Origin of the sequence: Neobacillus sp. PS3-34, from assembly GCF_030915465.1 — a bacterium.
Classification (GTDB): Bacteria; Bacillota; Bacilli; order Bacillales; family Cytobacillaceae; genus Neobacillus_A.
The window spans coordinates 4,210,812-4,225,207 of the sequence record NZ_CP133267.1; the positions used below are offsets into that span (position 1 = coordinate 4,210,812).

At 38.5% G+C, this 14,396-nt stretch carries 13 protein-coding genes and 5 pseudogenes; 15 read left to right on the plus strand and 3 right to left on the minus strand.

All coding sequences use genetic code 11. The features are described from left to right. Positions 1–55: 55 nt before the first annotated feature. A complete protein-coding gene (locus RCG23_RS22075; RefSeq protein WP_308177407.1) occupies positions 56–307 on the minus strand; it encodes a sigma-G-dependent sporulation-specific acid-soluble spore protein CsgA in 252 nt (83 codons plus the stop codon). A gap of 219 nt (positions 308–526) precedes the next feature. On the opposite strand from RCG23_RS22075, the gene RCG23_RS22080 reads away from it, so the two are divergent. The 9 genes and pseudogenes from RCG23_RS22080 to RCG23_RS22120 all read left to right on the plus strand — a co-directional run bounded on the left by RCG23_RS22080 (position 527) and on the right by RCG23_RS22120 (position 7,844). Next, complete coding sequence (locus RCG23_RS22080; protein WP_308177408.1) at positions 527–1,177, plus strand: GDSL-type esterase/lipase family protein; 651 nt, start codon at positions 527–529, stop codon at positions 1,175–1,177. A 231-nt stretch (positions 1,178–1,408) separates the two neighbouring features. Then, positions 1,409–2,179 carry an STAS domain-containing protein gene (locus RCG23_RS22085; protein WP_308177409.1) on the plus strand — a complete coding sequence of 257 codons (771 nt, stop codon included), beginning with the start codon at positions 1,409–1,411 and terminating at the stop codon, positions 2,177–2,179. Positions 2,180–2,585: 406 nt separating this feature from the next. Further along, entirely contained in the window at positions 2,586–2,777 is a 192-nt protein-coding gene (locus tag RCG23_RS22090) for a hypothetical protein (protein ID WP_308177410.1), read from the plus strand. A 113-nt stretch (positions 2,778–2,890) separates the two neighbouring features. Continuing rightward, positions 2,891–3,318 (plus strand): annotated as a pseudogene (locus RCG23_RS22095) (cell wall hydrolase). 95 nt (positions 3,319–3,413) lie between these two features. Then, positions 3,414–3,932 carry a DUF2179 domain-containing protein gene (locus tag RCG23_RS22100; protein WP_308180140.1) on the plus strand — a complete coding sequence of 173 codons (519 nt, stop codon included), beginning with the start codon at positions 3,414–3,416 and terminating at the stop codon, positions 3,930–3,932. Between the two features lie 161 nt (positions 3,933–4,093). After that, positions 4,094–5,199, plus strand: a pseudogene (locus RCG23_RS22105) (ABC transporter ATP-binding protein); the annotation flags it as partial. Between the two features lie 216 nt (positions 5,200–5,415). Further along, positions 5,416–6,788, plus strand: a pseudogene (locus RCG23_RS22110) (glycine betaine ABC transporter substrate-binding protein); the annotation flags it as partial. A gap of 116 nt (positions 6,789–6,904) precedes the next feature. Next, a complete protein-coding gene (locus RCG23_RS22115) occupies positions 6,905–7,318 on the plus strand; it encodes a hypothetical protein (protein ID WP_308177412.1) in 414 nt (137 codons plus the stop codon). A gap of 16 nt (positions 7,319–7,334) precedes the next feature. Next, complete coding sequence (locus RCG23_RS22120; protein ID WP_308180141.1) at positions 7,335–7,844, plus strand: mismatch-specific DNA-glycosylase; 510 nt, start codon at positions 7,335–7,337, stop codon at positions 7,842–7,844. Between the two features lie 4 nt (positions 7,845–7,848). Here RCG23_RS22120 and RCG23_RS22125 read toward each other — a convergent pair. Beyond that, positions 7,849–8,648, minus strand: a pseudogene (locus tag RCG23_RS22125) (iron-containing alcohol dehydrogenase). Beyond that, positions 8,648–9,298, minus strand: a complete 651-nt coding sequence (locus tag RCG23_RS22130) for an MtnX-like HAD-IB family phosphatase (protein WP_308180142.1) — start codon at positions 9,296–9,298, stop codon at positions 8,648–8,650. The pseudogene RCG23_RS22125 and the gene RCG23_RS22130 overlap by 1 nt, the downstream one beginning before the upstream one ends. A gap of 354 nt (positions 9,299–9,652) precedes the next feature. On the opposite strand from RCG23_RS22130, the gene RCG23_RS22135 reads away from it, so the two are divergent. The 6 genes and pseudogenes from RCG23_RS22135 to RCG23_RS22160 all read left to right on the plus strand — a co-directional run bounded on the left by RCG23_RS22135 (position 9,653) and on the right by RCG23_RS22160 (position 14,393). Next, positions 9,653–10,090 carry a peptidylprolyl isomerase gene (locus RCG23_RS22135; protein ID WP_308177413.1) on the plus strand — a complete coding sequence of 146 codons (438 nt, stop codon included), beginning with the start codon at positions 9,653–9,655 and terminating at the stop codon, positions 10,088–10,090. 172 nt (positions 10,091–10,262) lie between these two features. Beyond that, positions 10,263–10,988, plus strand: coding sequence for a divergent polysaccharide deacetylase family protein (locus RCG23_RS22140; RefSeq protein ID WP_374049868.1), 726 nt, complete (start codon positions 10,263–10,265; stop codon positions 10,986–10,988). Between the two features lie 89 nt (positions 10,989–11,077). Continuing rightward, the gene (locus RCG23_RS22145; protein WP_308177415.1) at positions 11,078–11,893 is read left to right on the plus strand and encodes an MBL fold metallo-hydrolase; all 816 of its coding nucleotides are present in this window, start codon (positions 11,078–11,080) and stop codon (positions 11,891–11,893) included. A gap of 37 nt (positions 11,894–11,930) precedes the next feature. Further along, positions 11,931–12,686 carry an exodeoxyribonuclease III gene (locus tag RCG23_RS22150; protein ID WP_308177416.1) on the plus strand — a complete coding sequence of 252 codons (756 nt, stop codon included), beginning with the start codon at positions 11,931–11,933 and terminating at the stop codon, positions 12,684–12,686. Positions 12,687–12,931: 245 nt separating this feature from the next. Beyond that, positions 12,932–13,565, plus strand: a pseudogene (locus tag RCG23_RS22155) (helix-turn-helix transcriptional regulator). Between the two features lie 39 nt (positions 13,566–13,604). Further along, positions 13,605–14,393 carry a pyruvate, water dikinase regulatory protein gene (locus RCG23_RS22160; protein WP_374049869.1) on the plus strand — a complete coding sequence of 263 codons (789 nt, stop codon included), beginning with the start codon at positions 13,605–13,607 and terminating at the stop codon, positions 14,391–14,393. Positions 14,394–14,396: the final 3 nt, after the last annotated feature.

Genomic DNA, 14,396 nt, shown 5'->3' on the forward strand with positions numbered 1-14,396 from the left:
TACGTAAAGAGCCTTAACAAAAAAGATGGCATCCGAATCGGTTGCCATCTTTTATTTAAAATAGCAATTCAAATACCTCATTTAATTCATAAGCTCTCTTTTCATCTTGTTCATCTTTTGCGTATTGTATTTCTTTTGGAAGGATTTCATTGAGAAACTCAATCTCTTCAAAATTGAGACCTCTGACAAATGAACCTTCAGAATTATATTCATTTTTTTCGAGCTTGTGGAAAATATGCCTTCCCATTGAATGTTCCTCCGTATAATTTGACAAAATTTCGCGTAAATAACCAAGTGTTTTATCCATATGAGTTCCTTCCTTTTCACATATTTCGACGTGTATGATTCGAAAATAGTTTGTGCTAATTCGAAGGAATTATTATTTGTGGTTTGGGCTCCATCAGAGTCTAAATGATTATGCTTAAGTAAACTGGAAATTTTTCAAAAACACCTTATCCCATATAGCAAAAATGCCTATTTCTGAATACTTTATGTTGACAGAAATTTTTAGGGAGGAGGGGTTTCTTTGAGTTATTCATATATTGCTCTTGGAGATTCACTGACAGTTGGGGTAGGTTCTGGGTTCTTTTCTCCAGGATTTGTCCAGCGATACAGAAGGATGGCAGAATGGGAATTAGACGAAGAGATTTATTTACAAATATTTGCGCATCCTGGCTATAAAACTGCCGATATTTTAAATGAATTATCAAATGACTTTGTTAAAGAAAGCGTGAAGGAAGCAGATATAATAACGATTACAGCGGGAGGAAATGACTTAATAACTGCAGCAAGAAACTATCTTCAGGATAATAACGAAGAAGATTTAAGAAATGGATTAAAAGAATGCATGACGAATATGTCAGCTATTTTTAATACGATTCATTTATTAAAAAAACAGGTTGAACGGCCCTATATTATAAGGATGATCAATTTATATAATCCCTTTCCAAAGGAAGAAATCGCGAAGAAGTGGGTAAGAAAATTAAATAACCACCTTAAAATTCTTGCGGAACATGAATGTGTAAAAATGGCTAATATACAAAAAGCCTTCAGGGATTATGAAAAGGAGTACTTATCGATTGATGGTATTCATCCAAATGATATTGGCTACGAAAGAATTGCTGAATTGCTTCATCGCTTTGGCTATGGAGAACTTTCCTTTTTAGATGAGGAATAACAAGGGGGAGTGCAAGTCTTCTGCACTTTTTTTAATATCAAATGCTCAAAAAAACTAAAAATTTCACTCTAAAACATAATAATATTATGTTAACTTACTGGATTTTCCGATTCACAATGAAATAAACCTTTGTGTTTAGGCGACAAGGGGACAGTTTATACTCAATAATCGGTATGTTGTGGTATTTCAAAAAAAATATGCTATACTGTACGGAAAAACAAGGGTGATATAATGAAATCTCATGGACATTTGCCAGAAGCCATCCCTTCTCTAAACATCCTCGAAAACATGGGTGAAAATATTATTGTTGCCGATATTAATTATAATATTGTTTGGGTAAATAAAAAGGCATCTTCATTATTGGCAAAAATAGTCCCTTTATTTGGACTAGATGACATTAGTGATATGATCGGATTAAATATGTCCCACTTTCATAAAAATCCAGAGCGGCAAGAAAGGATTATGGAACATCTTACGGGAACACACAAGGCCAGAATAACGATTAAAGATCAATTCGTGGCCGATATCATTGTTAACACGATTTATAATAACGATCAAATAACAGGCTATGTTGCCCTCCTTCAGGATGTTACAACAAAAGCAGAGGAAGAAAATAGAAAGGAGCAGATGATTGATGCCCTTTCCGTGCCTATTTTAAAAATTTGGCATAAAACCATTGCAATCCCTTTATTCGGCGGGTTTGATATGGACCGCGGTGAACTATTAGTTACAAGGGTATTGGAAACATGTACAAAAAATAGAATTCAATTTGTCCTCGTTGATTTGAGCGGTTTAACTGAGTATAGAGAAGAGACTGCTTCTTACATTAAAAAACTATGTGATACGCTTCGGTTAATCGGTGCTGAATGTATTATTGTCGGAATCTCAGCAGATTTAGCGGTAAACTTTGCAGGTTCTTCCTTTAACAGTCCAACCTTTTCAACATCCCAACAAGGGCTTCAATATATTTTGAAAATCGAAGAGGACGGAAATAACATATAAATTAATCTTTCATATAGGCTCTTTCCTAAAAGATTGTTGTTTTTTAAATAGGTTTCCTGAAAAGCAAACAGTTGGTAAAGAAGTTGATTGGAGCGGAAGGTGCGAGACTCCTGCGGGAGCAGCGGGACAGGTGAGACCCCACAGGCGCTTCAGCGCCGAGGATGCTCACCGCCCGCCCCGCGGAAAGCGAGCATCCTGGAGCGGAAATCAACCACACTTCTCTTTTTGTAAATAGCAACAATGTTTACGAAAATAGTCTTCATAAAAAATAAATAGTAAAAATTAGAGAGCAGGATTATTCCCTCTCTTTTTTAAATTATGAATGTCTATGAAGGAAAATGGAGATTAATGGCGAATTATATCAAAAAGCTAGCATATTTATAGCACATCGACGGGAGGCGCTATCATGAATCTGGAAGAGAGAACACAACTGAATGTCCGGATAAGTAAAGACACTTTTGACAAATTAGAGGAAATTGTCGAGTATTATCAGGAGAACACCAAGATTGGACGTGTTTACAAGGGAGATGTACTGACTGACATTATTGAAAAATCCTTTGAAGTAATGAATAAACAGAAAAAAGCAATCAGGAGATAAAATCTATACAATGGTGGACCAATCTAAAAAATCAGTGCGTCATATCAGAATCTCCGTCAACTTTCTGATGTATCCGCAATACTATAAGGATGAGGTACATTGGAGGTGTTGCTATGGCTGTTGTAAAAGCTCGGAATTCAGATATCGATCTTTTGGCAAGATTATTAAGGGCTGAGGCAGAGGGTGAAGGCGTCCAAGGAATGATGCTCGTAGGCAATGTTGGAATCAATAGAATAAGAGCGAATTGTTCAGATTTCAAAGGACTCCGTACAATTCCGCAAATGGTTTACCAGCCCCATGCATTTGAGGCGGTAACCCACGGTTATTTTTATCAGCGCGCAAGGGAAAAAGAAAGGCGTTTAGCTAGAAGGGCCATCAATGGGGAAAAAACTGGCCAGCTAAATTTAGTTTGTGGTATTTCCGCCCTCCTGGTGATTGTCCGCCAACCTGGTATAATCAGCCTTTTGTCGCACGTTACAAGCTGCATTGTTTTTATGAACCAACCTCGGAAGAATGTTCAAACGTCTATAATACTTATTAAGTTTAAGGGAGCCAGCTCATTGGCTCCTTTTTATTAGATTTTGGAGTTCACCTATGTTATTATTGCAGCAAAATTTCATGTTAGGGGCGACACCTATGCTTGAGGCTCTTTTGATCTTTGTGCTCCAAATCATTTATGTTCCTGTTTTAACATTACGAACCATTCTGCTCGTGAAAAATCAGACAAAATCAGCTGCTAGTGCCGGGTTAATTGAGGGGATCATCTATATTATCAGTCTGGGAATTGTATTTAAGGATTTGTCGAACTGGATGAATATTGCAGCTTATGTTATTGGTTTTAGTGTCGGTCTCCTCCTTGGCGGCTTTATTGAAAAAAAGCTTGCACTTGGTTATATTACCTATAATGTCAGTTTATTAGAAAGAAACGATGAATTAGTAAATAGTTTACGAAACGCGGGGTTCGGTGTAACTGTGTTCGTTGGCGAGGGGATGAATTCACCTCGTATCCGCCTTGATGTCGTAGCTAGACGATCGCGAGAAAAGGAATTTATACAAATTGTTCAGGAGTTAGCTCCAAAGTCATTTCTTGTCTCTTTTGAAATCCGATCCTTTAAAGGCGGATATATGACAAAAGGAATGAAGAAAAAAGGATGAGCGTTACAATTATTAGAACCGGTGAATTCCGGTTCTTTTTTGTTTAAAAGTACTTTAGATGAAATTATTTCACAAAAATGTTTGCTAGCTAACTAATTAAGGGTATAGAAAACTAACTATAGAAAGATAATATGGTAACTGAAAAAAGAGAGGCGACATGAATGATTTCATTCCAACACGTAACGAAAAGATATCCAAATGGACTTGAAGTCTTAAAAGATATTAATTTCAACATTCAACAGGGAGAATTTATCGCATTGATTGGCCCGAGCGGCTGCGGCAAAACGACCACGATGAAGATGATAAATCGCCTGATTGAGCCATCAAACGGTACTATTTTGATAAATGGTGAAGATATCTCGAAGCAGAATCCTGTAAAATTGCGAAGAAATATTGGCTATGTAATCCAGCAAATCGGTCTTCTGCCGCATATGACAATAGGAGATAATATTTCAATAGTACCGAGATTAAAGGGCTGGGAAGTAGAAAAGTATGATAAAAAGGTAGATGAGCTGCTAGACCTGGTCGCCTGGACCCAAAAACGTTTAAGAATAGGTATCCTGGAGAGTTGAGCGGCGGGCAGCAGCAGCGTGTAGGAGTAATCCGCGCATTGGCTGCTGAACCGCCAATAATTTTAATGGATGAACCTTTTAGTGCCTTGGACCCCATTAGCAGGGAGCAGCTTCAGGATGAATTGGTGAAGCTGCAGGAAACAATCAAGAAGACGATTGTCTTTGTGACTCATGATATGGATGAAGCGATCAAGGTAGCAGACAGAATTGCAATTATGAATGAAGGCAGAATCGTTCAATTTGATACTCCAGAAAGGATACTGCGCCATCCAGCTGATGACTTTGTCAGAGGGTTTATTGGTGAAAAAAGGTTGGAGAACGGTATCATGTCAATACCGGTTGCCCGTGATTTGATGATTCAAAAGTTGATTACCGCAAGACCAACCCGTGGGCTAGCTGAGGCGTTAAAAATTATGAAGACTTATCGGGTAGACAGCCTACTGGTGACTGACCAGGAAAATAATCTGATTGGAATTGCTCCGATTGACAATGTCAAACGTTACTACGGTGAAGAAGAAAAGAAATTGAAGGACATCTTAATTGAAAACTATAGCTCTGTTGAGATTGATACCCCATATACTGATGTTGCAGAAATCTTTGCAAAAGAGGGGGCTGCTTACATACCAGTCCTTGAAAGAGGAAAACTAACAGGATTGATTACCAGGGGAACCATGATGAGTGGATTAGCAGACTTCGAGGCCGAACCTGCACAGAAGGAGAGGCCAGGTAGCATGTCTGATTTCTTTGGAACATTAGCAACTACATTTACTGAACAATGGCCTGACATATTACAAGGTTTAAAGCAGCATCTGTTTTTGTCATTAATTTCAATTCTCATAGCATCAGCAATTGCTGTACCGCTTGGTATTTATATTTCCAGAAAGAGAAGGCTTGCTGAACCGGTCATTGGAATCACAGCTATTTTTCAAACAGTTCCAAGTCTTGCCTTGTTCGGTTTCCTCCTTCCTGTGTTTGGAATAGGAAACATAACGGCTATTATTGCACTGACAATTTATGCATTGCTGCCAATCCTAAGAAATACGTATATTGGCATTACCGGTGTGGATGCTTCAGCAGTAGAAGCGGCAGGGGAATGGGAATGACGAAAAACCAGATTTTAAGGATGATTGAATTGCCGCTTGCTCTGCCAATCATCATGGGTGGTTTGCGCACAGCAACGGTTCTTACAATTGGAGTTGCAACACTTGCTGCCTTCATTGGCGCGGGTGGGCTCGGCGATCTCATTTACAGGGGATTGTCTACTGCCAGGAATGAATTGGTGCTAGCTGGCGCCATACCAGCAGCTATTCTTGCTATTATTTGTGATTGGATTTTAAAAAGAATCGAAATTGCCTCAGACCCTAAATCCGGCAGGAAATTTTCTTCCAAGAAACTTGCAATTGTGGCGTTACCGATTGCTGCCCTTATAATCTTTTTCGCATTGAAGGGAACGAATCAAGAAGATACAATCGTAATCGCGGGGAAAAAATGGACAGAGCAATACATTCTTCCTCATATTTTAGAGGAATATATAAAAGATAAAACAAACTATAAAGTAACGGTAGATGAAGGCCTTGGAGAAACCCCGATTTTAACAAAGGCAATTCAAAAAGGTGACATTGATGTATATGTAGAATATACCGGAACTGGCTTGTTAACTGTTTTGAAGGATGAATATAAGCCTGGCATGAATGCTGATCAAATTTATGAAAAAGTGAAAAAGGGTTACGAAGAGAAATATCAGCTTGAGTGGTTAAAACCTTTCGGATTTGAAAACACATATGCTCTCGCTTTGAATCCTCAAACCTATAAAAAATTAGGTGTGAAAACAGTTTCAGAGCTTGCGGCGTATTCACCTCAGCTTGTATTTGGAGGGCCGACAGATTTTTATGAAAGGGAGGATGGATATTCTGCCCTTGCAAAGACGTACGGCTTGAATTTTAAAGCAAAGGAGAGTCTAGATCCAAATCTAATGTACTCAGCTGTAAAGGGAGGAGATGTTCAGGTCATTCCTGCCTATACCACAGATGGCAGAATTCCTCGTTTTAAACTGGGTATTCTTAATGACGATAAAAAATTCTTCCCTCCTTATTATGCTGCTCCTATCGTCAGAAAGGACACACTTAAAAAGTATCCTAAGCTGAAAAAAGTGTTGAATGAACTTGAAGGAAAGATATCAGTAAAAGACATGGCTGAAATGAATGCTCGTGTTGACCTTGATAAGCAAGATCCAAAGCAAGTAGCCCATGACTTTTTAGTAAAGAAAGGCCTCATTAAAAAGTAAAATATTAAAAAAACATCCGGAGAGAATTTTCTGGATGTTTTTTTATCAATTTTTTAGGAAGGGTAAGCAAAAGCCAAAAAGGGGAAAATGAAAAATGTATTACAGGAGGTGCTCTAATGAACCGTGCAGGAAAGTATGCAAGCAGCGAAAATCCCGATTCACTTGAATTATTGAAAATCATATATGAACTGACGGAAAAAGACCGGATGATTATGTGGTCGGAAGGCTACATAGATGTAGTGATTGAAAAATTGCCCGATTATGCCAAAGATATTCTTTTAAACAAGAAAGAAAAATGGGAAGATACAAAGGAATTCTATAAAATCAAACTAAAAGAAATAACTGGTACGGAAGAATATAAAGCAGCTGCAGCTAAAACAAGAAAGGAATTTGCAATGTTTGTGATAGAAAAATATCAGCCATTTCAAGGCTTATTATTCAGCCAATATGATGGGAACATAAAGGATTCGGATCTGCGGAAATTTGTTTATAGAAAGCGGTTCGGTTCTAAAAAGAAGTATTTGGGATAAGGAGGGAAGTAGGATGATTGAGCCAATCAGTGACCATTTAAAAGAAAATCTCTCTATTATGTTCGTCGGTTTTAATCCTAGTATACGCTCCGGAGAATTAGGCCATCATTATGCAAATCCGAATAATCGTTTTTGGAAGATCCTCCATGAATCAGGAATTACGAAAAGAAAGTATAAACCGGAAGAAGATTTTAAGCTGTTGGAAATGGGATATGGGTTAACGAATATCGTTTCCCGCCCGACAAAAGCAGCGGATGAAATATCAAAAGAAGAATATAGAATCGGCAGGCAGGAATTAAAGCAAAAAATAGAGCGATATAAGCCAATGACCGCTTGTTATGTTGGCAAAGGGGTTTACCAGGAATTCAGCGGCAAGAGGGATGTTAACGGGGGGATTCAAGAGGAATCGGTCGTGCCCGGCACAACCGATTTTGTGGCTCCCTCCTCGAGCGGGCTGGTACGAATGAGGATTGTAGATGTTATCGAAATTTATAAACAATTACTACATTTGGTGAATCGGAGTTAACTTTTCATTTTAAAATGCGTTGCAGTAACGTATCTTCGTAAAGGAATCGCTTCGCTTTATCACGAAACTCCTGTTCATGCAGATAGGTACCTGTTGGGTCTTATGCTGGGTGCCATTTCAATTGCTTCGATATATTCCTCTTTTATCAGCCCCAGCTTTTCAGCATGGTCAAAGAAACCTGTCCTATTTAGAACTTTATATATTCGATCGGCACGATGATTTTGGACATTGGCCATTATGTAAGTTGCCAGTCCAACCTGTATGCCGTGCATTTGAGGGGTAGCAGATAACTTATCGAGTGCATGAGAAATTAGATGTTCTGAACCGCTGATTGGGGAACTGTTGCCGCTTATTACGGTGGAGATTCCTCCCATGGTCAGGGGCTGGTACGGTGGTTTTCTTCCCTTCGACAATGAGTGAACAGTTGCTGCTGGCAAAACCATCATTCGAAGCAGAAGTAGGGATGCTGATAAAAGGACCGTTGCTGGAATGGGCAATATATTTTCCACAATCAATTGTTGAACCGCCTCCGACGGTGAGTACAACATCGTAATGATTGAAGGAAAAGGCAAGTTTAATAAGCTGCTGTATGTCTAAATCAGGAGGCAAAAGAAAATAATCGATTTTTAGAGAAATAATCCGTTCTTCAATCTGTGTTTTAAATGTTTCAAAAATAAAGTCATCAAATATAATAAGCGCGTTTGTAAATCCCTGTTTCATTAAATTTTCTTCTAGCTGGCCAATTGCTCCGTTTCTAATTAGTAAAATGGATGGAATTGGTATTCTGGTAATGGAATTAGGCATCAGGAAATTATTCCTTCTTTTACGAGATAGGTCTCTACCTCGTGGAAATCATTTACAGCAATATAAGGTATCCGTTTTTCAGTCAGCATTTCCTGAAGGCCATTTTTCGCAAAAGTCACATCAGCGAATAATGCAGGATAAGAATCTGGCTCGCTGTCACCGATAAAATGAACTTGTTCATATTCTTCTTTTAATTCTTGAACTACTTTAGATTTATCAATTCCGTAGCGTTCCGAATAATGGGGACTGTATGCGTCCAGCTTCATGTGAACATTTTTCTCCTTGAAAAACCCTTCGTTCGAAAACACCTTCACATTCTTGATCCCATATTTTTTTAGAATATGATAAATATAATAGTCTGTTCCGGCGCTCAAAATATAAAAATCTCCTCCGTTGGTTTGGACGGTTTTTATAAAATCAGGCACATATTCATCAATCGGGATAGAAAGGATATCATCAAGAATTTGTTCTTCATCCTGATGGATCGATGAAAAAACGGTTTGGAGAAAGGTAATATCCATTATTTCTCCTGCCTTCCACCGATTGAATAAATCCTTTCCTTGGGGAAAATATTTATCGATAATGATCCAATAGAAATCCTTGTTTGAAATCGTACCATCAAAGTCAGATACGAAAGCCCATTTCTTCATTTCTTTCCTCCATTCCTTTAATGCAGAAAGTGAACTGCTTGCTTCAAACGCCATCTTTTTCATCATTACAACAACCTCTGCACACACACCAAAGATTTTTGGAACAGAAGGGAAACTGCTAAAAAAACAGCCATGGACATAATCCAAGGCTGCCGTATATGTAATGAATGATGCCAGCAACGCTGGCACCAGTCCCTTCCGTCCGAACTGGTTAAGTGTCCCGCAACAAGCGAATGTTCGGAAGAGACATTTTTATTTTACCATAAAAATGGATTTAAATGCACCCTGCTTTTCATCTCCCATTAAAAAATGGTATGATATCATAGATTTCTTAAAATAAAGGAGATGACTGGAATGGCTAAAAAAGGATACATACAAATGCAAAACGGAGAGAAAATTGAATTTGATTTATTTCCAAATGAAGCTCCAGGAACAGTTGCAAACTTTGAAAAGCTTGCGAAGGAAGGATTTTATAACGGTTTGACTTTCCACCGTGTTATCCCTGGCTTTGTCAGCCAAGGAGGCTGCCCAAGCGGAACAGGTACTGGCGGACCAGGTTATACAATCAAATGTGAAACTCAGGGCAACCCTCATAAGCATGAGCCGGGTTCACTTTCAATGGCCCATGCTGGCAAAGACACAGGTGGAAGCCAATTCTTTATCGTTCATGAATCCCAGCCTCATTTGAACGGTGTCCACACTGTTTTTGGCAAGGTTACATCTGGATTGGAAACAGCCAAAGCAATGAGAAACGGCGATATCATGGAAAAAGTTGAAGTAGTTGACGAATAGTCAGTTTATAAGATAAAAAGAGCCTTATTGGCTCTTTTTTTTACATTCAGAATCATTATTTTCCCCAAGGACATATTAAATCTAAATTAATCTTCCTGGGGGTGCACCATGAATAGAACATCACAAATAATGATTTTGTTGTTAATTAGCTTAATGATATTACCACCATCTGCTGCTAAGGGGGACTGGCCGTGATTTAAAAGCATCAATTATCATTGATGACTTCGGGGGAGGTGTTGGTGGAGTGGAGGAGTTTTTGGAAGGTAAAGTACCAATTACAGCCGCTGTTATGCCTTTTACTCCTAAATCAAAAGAACACGCTGAATGGGCGCATAAAAATGGGTTTGAAGTGATGGTCCATCTGCCAATGCAGCCGAAAAAAGGAAAAAGATCCTGGCTGGGTCCTAAGCCCATTACTGTTGATCTCACTCCTGAAGAAGCAAGAAAACGGGTTGAACAGGCAATTGATAATGTTCCGTATGCAAAAGGGCTAAATAACCATATGGGTTCACTCGCAGTTGAAAATGAAAAGATCGTTAGAGAGATTGTTAAAGTGGCAAAGGAAAAAAGGCTTTATATAGTCGATAGCGGAACAAGCCCAAAATCAAAATTCCCTGAAATTGCAAAGGAATTTGGCGTCCCTTTACTGAAAAGAGATGTTTTTTTGGATGATATATCTTCAGAAGCACATGTTAAAAAACAAATGGCGAGGCTGGCTGTGTTAACTGAGCAAACGGGCAAGGGAATTGCGATTGGTCATGTGGGGGTATCAGGGAGGGTGTGTTCAGCTGGTGTAATTCATTCCATGGACGATTTTAAAAATAGGAACATAAAAATAGTTCCTGTTTCACAACTGCTGTCAAAAGAAATGTACCAAAAATATTTATGGCCTTATTAAAAATTAGAATCAACACAAAAATAAAATACACATAAAATTTATGTTCAATGAGGTAAAATGGAGGCAAAGGGAAAAAGAGAGGTCTACACATGATTTTATATAAAGATAAACATACAACTGTATTTCAAAGTGCGCTTTTTCAAACAACATCAACTGTTGTGGAGACCCCAGATTTCATTTTAGTTGTTGACCCATGCTGGCTCCCACAAGAGGTTGAAAGCATTCGCAGGTATGTAGACGAGAGAAAAGAAAATAGGCCAGTATATTTGTTATTTACCCATTCTGATTATGACCATATCATTGGATATAATGCATTCCCTGGCTCAACCGTGATTGGAAGCGGGAATATGTCCGAAAATACCGAAAAAGAAGAAATTGTAAATCAGATTTTGCGGTTCGACGATTCCTACTATTTAACGCGAAATTATAAAATCGCCTATCCTGAAACAAACATTCAAATTAAAGAAAACGGGCAAAAACTGCAGTTGGGGGATTACACACTAACTTTCTATCACGCCAAGGGACATACGAATGATGGAATTTATACTATTATTGAGCCGCTTGGGTTATGGATTGCTGGGGATTTTCTTTCAGATATTGAGTTCCCATATATTTACTCCAGCAGTTATGATTATGAAGCGACATTGGAGACTTCTTTAGCCATTTTAGGAAATCACAATATAAAATTGCTGGTCCCCGGACATGGATCTGTTGCTTCCAATTATCCTGAAATCAATAAAAGAATAAAAGATTCACAGTTATATATTGAAAACACCAGAAAACTTCTTTGTGAGAATAAAGAAGAACAGACTTATATGATTCTCGGAAATTACTCTTTCCCGTATATTATGAAGAAATTTCACGAGGGTAATATTGAATTAATGAAAAAAGAATTAGGGAAATAGTAAATCCCTGAAACACTATATTGTTGAGGAGAATGAAATGAAACTTGTGTCTTGGAACGTAAACGGAATCCGTGCATGTGTTAAAAAGGGATTCCTGGATTATTTCAATGAAATGGAAGCAGATATATTTTGTATCCAGGAATCTAAACTCCAGGAAGGGCAGATTGAACTTGCTCTTAATGGATATCACCAGTTCTGGCATTATGCTGAAAAAAAGGGCTATTCTGGCACTGCTGTTTTCTCTAAGTCGAAGCCTCTTTTTATACAATATGGTACAGGCGGGGATTCCCCAGATTTGGAAGGCAGGGTTCTCACGTTGGAGTTTGAGTCTTTCTTTCTTGTGAATGTGTATACACCAAATTCACAGAGGGATCTAGCAAGGATTGGGTACCGATTAGCCTGGGAGGATGAACTGCTTAAGCATTTAAAGGAACTGGACTTGAAGAAACCTGTCGTCCTTTGCGGTGATTTGAATGTTGCCCATCAAGAGATCGACTTGAAAAATCCAAAATCTAATCGGGGTAATTCTGGGTTTACGGATGAGGAACGCGGAAAAATGACATCGCTGCTTAATGCTGGATTCATTGACAGCTTCCGTTTTAAATACCCAGAAAAACAAGACGCTTTTACATGGTGGTCCTATATGGCTAAAGTACGAGAAAGGAATATTGGGTGGCGTATTGATTATTTTATTTTATCAGAAAGACTTGCAAGCTCGTTGATCGATTCGCACATCCACCATCATGTTATGGGCAGTGACCATTGTCCGGTTGTACTCGAACTGGAAATATAATCTGTTATGAATCTTCTAATATATGTCTTATTCCTATAATTTTAAAGACCGCCACTGAGCGGTCTTTTTCTATTTAAGTTGATTGGTTTTAAATAACTAAAAAATATTAAATATTTGCAATAAAAAACAGTAGCTTATTCTTCCCCAAAACGACTGAATGTTATATACTATATTTTAAATAGAGTAACACAATTATAGAAAAACATTTAAGTGGTACATATTATTGGTTCGAGCTGAAGGTGGTGATTACAATTAAACTGACAAAACGGCAAGAGGAAATCCTTCAAATTGTTAAAGAAGATGGACCTATACCTGGAAAACAGATCGCAGAAAAGCTTTCATTAACAAGGGCAACCCTTCGGCCTGATTTAGCCATTTTAACCATGGCTGGAAGTCTGGAAGCTCCACCGGGTTGGCTATTTTTTGAATGAAGAAAATGGGCTGAAACTTCAGGCATCCAAATTTTCAGGTCATTTAGTCAATGATTACAAGGCTCACCCGATTGTAATCAACAAGTCCCACTCGGTATACGATGCGATTGTTCAGTTATTTCTTGAAGATGTTGGTACTTTATATGCAGTTGATGATGAAGGCCATTTAGCTGGTGTCATTTCAAGGAAAGATTTAATTAGGGCAGCACTTGGAAGCAAGGATCTTAATGAGCTGCCTGTTAATGTTATCATGACAAGAATGCCGAATATTATCACGATTGAACCGGAAGAAACATTAATGGCTGCTGCAAAAAAATTAATCAATAATCATATTGATTCTCTGCCGGTCGTCCGTGAAATTGAGCAAAGCCCCCTGACATACGAATTGATTGGCCGTATTACTAAAACAACAATAACACGCGTATTTCTTGAAATGCTGGAACAATAAGTAGCCGGGGGAGTGAAAACAATTTTGGAACGCAGAGAAATGGTTTATGTAGTTTCAGATTCGGTAGGAGAAACAGCTGAGTTTGTAGTTAAAGCAGTTGCCACGCAATTCAATGGGGGCCATGTAGATATTCGGAGAAACTCTTACGTAGAAGATACAGAAGACATAGAGGATGTTATATTAATCGCCAGGCAAACCAATTGCCTGATTGCCTATACCATTGTCATCCCATCCTTGAAGGAATATCTTGACAGACGTGCAGCAGAGGAAGGTATTATTGCCGTAGATTTGTTAAATCCGCTTATGGACGCTTTTATGAGTAAGTTTAATAAACAGCCGAACCATCAGCCTGGCTTGCTGCGAAAGCTGGATGATGATTACTTCCGAAAGATAGAAGCAATTGAATTTGCTGTTAAATATGATGATGGCCGTGATACACGTGGTATTTTACGGGCAGACATTGTTCTCATTGGAGTTTCAAGAACCTCCAAAACTCCGTTATCGATGTATTTAGCCCACCAGCGCTTTAAGGTTGCGAATGTTCCGCTCGTTCCAGAGGTCCCACCGCCTGATGAATTATACGAAATACCAAGAAACAAATGTGTCGGTTTGATAATCACTCCGGATAAGTTAAACGAAATTCGAAAAGAACGCCTTAAGGCGCTCGGTCTAACCTCACAGGCAAATTATGCGAGCTTTGAAAGAATTCTTGATGAATTGGATTATGCTGAAAAAATAATGAAACGAGTAGGCTGCCCTGTTATCAATGTTTCCAATAAAGCAGTCGAGGAAACAGCAGGATTAATTTTAGAAATTCTTAAAAAGTGAGAG

Excerpts from the sequence above, each read along its gene's own strand:
- RCG23_RS22075 (WP_308177407.1), bottom strand. The coding sequence starts at position 307 with ATGGATAAAACACTTGGTTATTTACGCGAAATTTTGTCAAATTATACG.
- RCG23_RS22085 (WP_308177409.1), top strand. The coding sequence starts at position 1,409 with ATGAAATCTCATGGACATTTGCCAGAAGCCATCCCTTCTCTAAACATC.
- RCG23_RS22090 (WP_308177410.1), top strand. The coding sequence starts at position 2,586 with ATGAATCTGGAAGAGAGAACACAACTGAATGTCCGGATAAGTAAAGAC.
- RCG23_RS22100 (WP_308180140.1), top strand. The coding sequence starts at position 3,414 with ATGCTTGAGGCTCTTTTGATCTTTGTGCTCCAAATCATTTATGTTCCT.
- RCG23_RS22115 (WP_308177412.1), top strand. The coding sequence starts at position 6,905 with ATGAACCGTGCAGGAAAGTATGCAAGCAGCGAAAATCCCGATTCACTT.
- RCG23_RS22130 (WP_308180142.1), bottom strand. The coding sequence starts at position 9,298 with ATGAAGAAATGGGCTTTCGTATCTGACTTTGATGGTACGATTTCAAAC.
- RCG23_RS22135 (WP_308177413.1), top strand. The coding sequence starts at position 9,653 with ATGGCTAAAAAAGGATACATACAAATGCAAAACGGAGAGAAAATTGAA.
- RCG23_RS22145 (WP_308177415.1), top strand. The coding sequence starts at position 11,078 with ATGATTTTATATAAAGATAAACATACAACTGTATTTCAAAGTGCGCTT.
- RCG23_RS22150 (WP_308177416.1), top strand. The coding sequence starts at position 11,931 with ATGAAACTTGTGTCTTGGAACGTAAACGGAATCCGTGCATGTGTTAAA.
- RCG23_RS22160 (WP_374049869.1), top strand. The coding sequence starts at position 13,605 with ATGGTTTATGTAGTTTCAGATTCGGTAGGAGAAACAGCTGAGTTTGTA.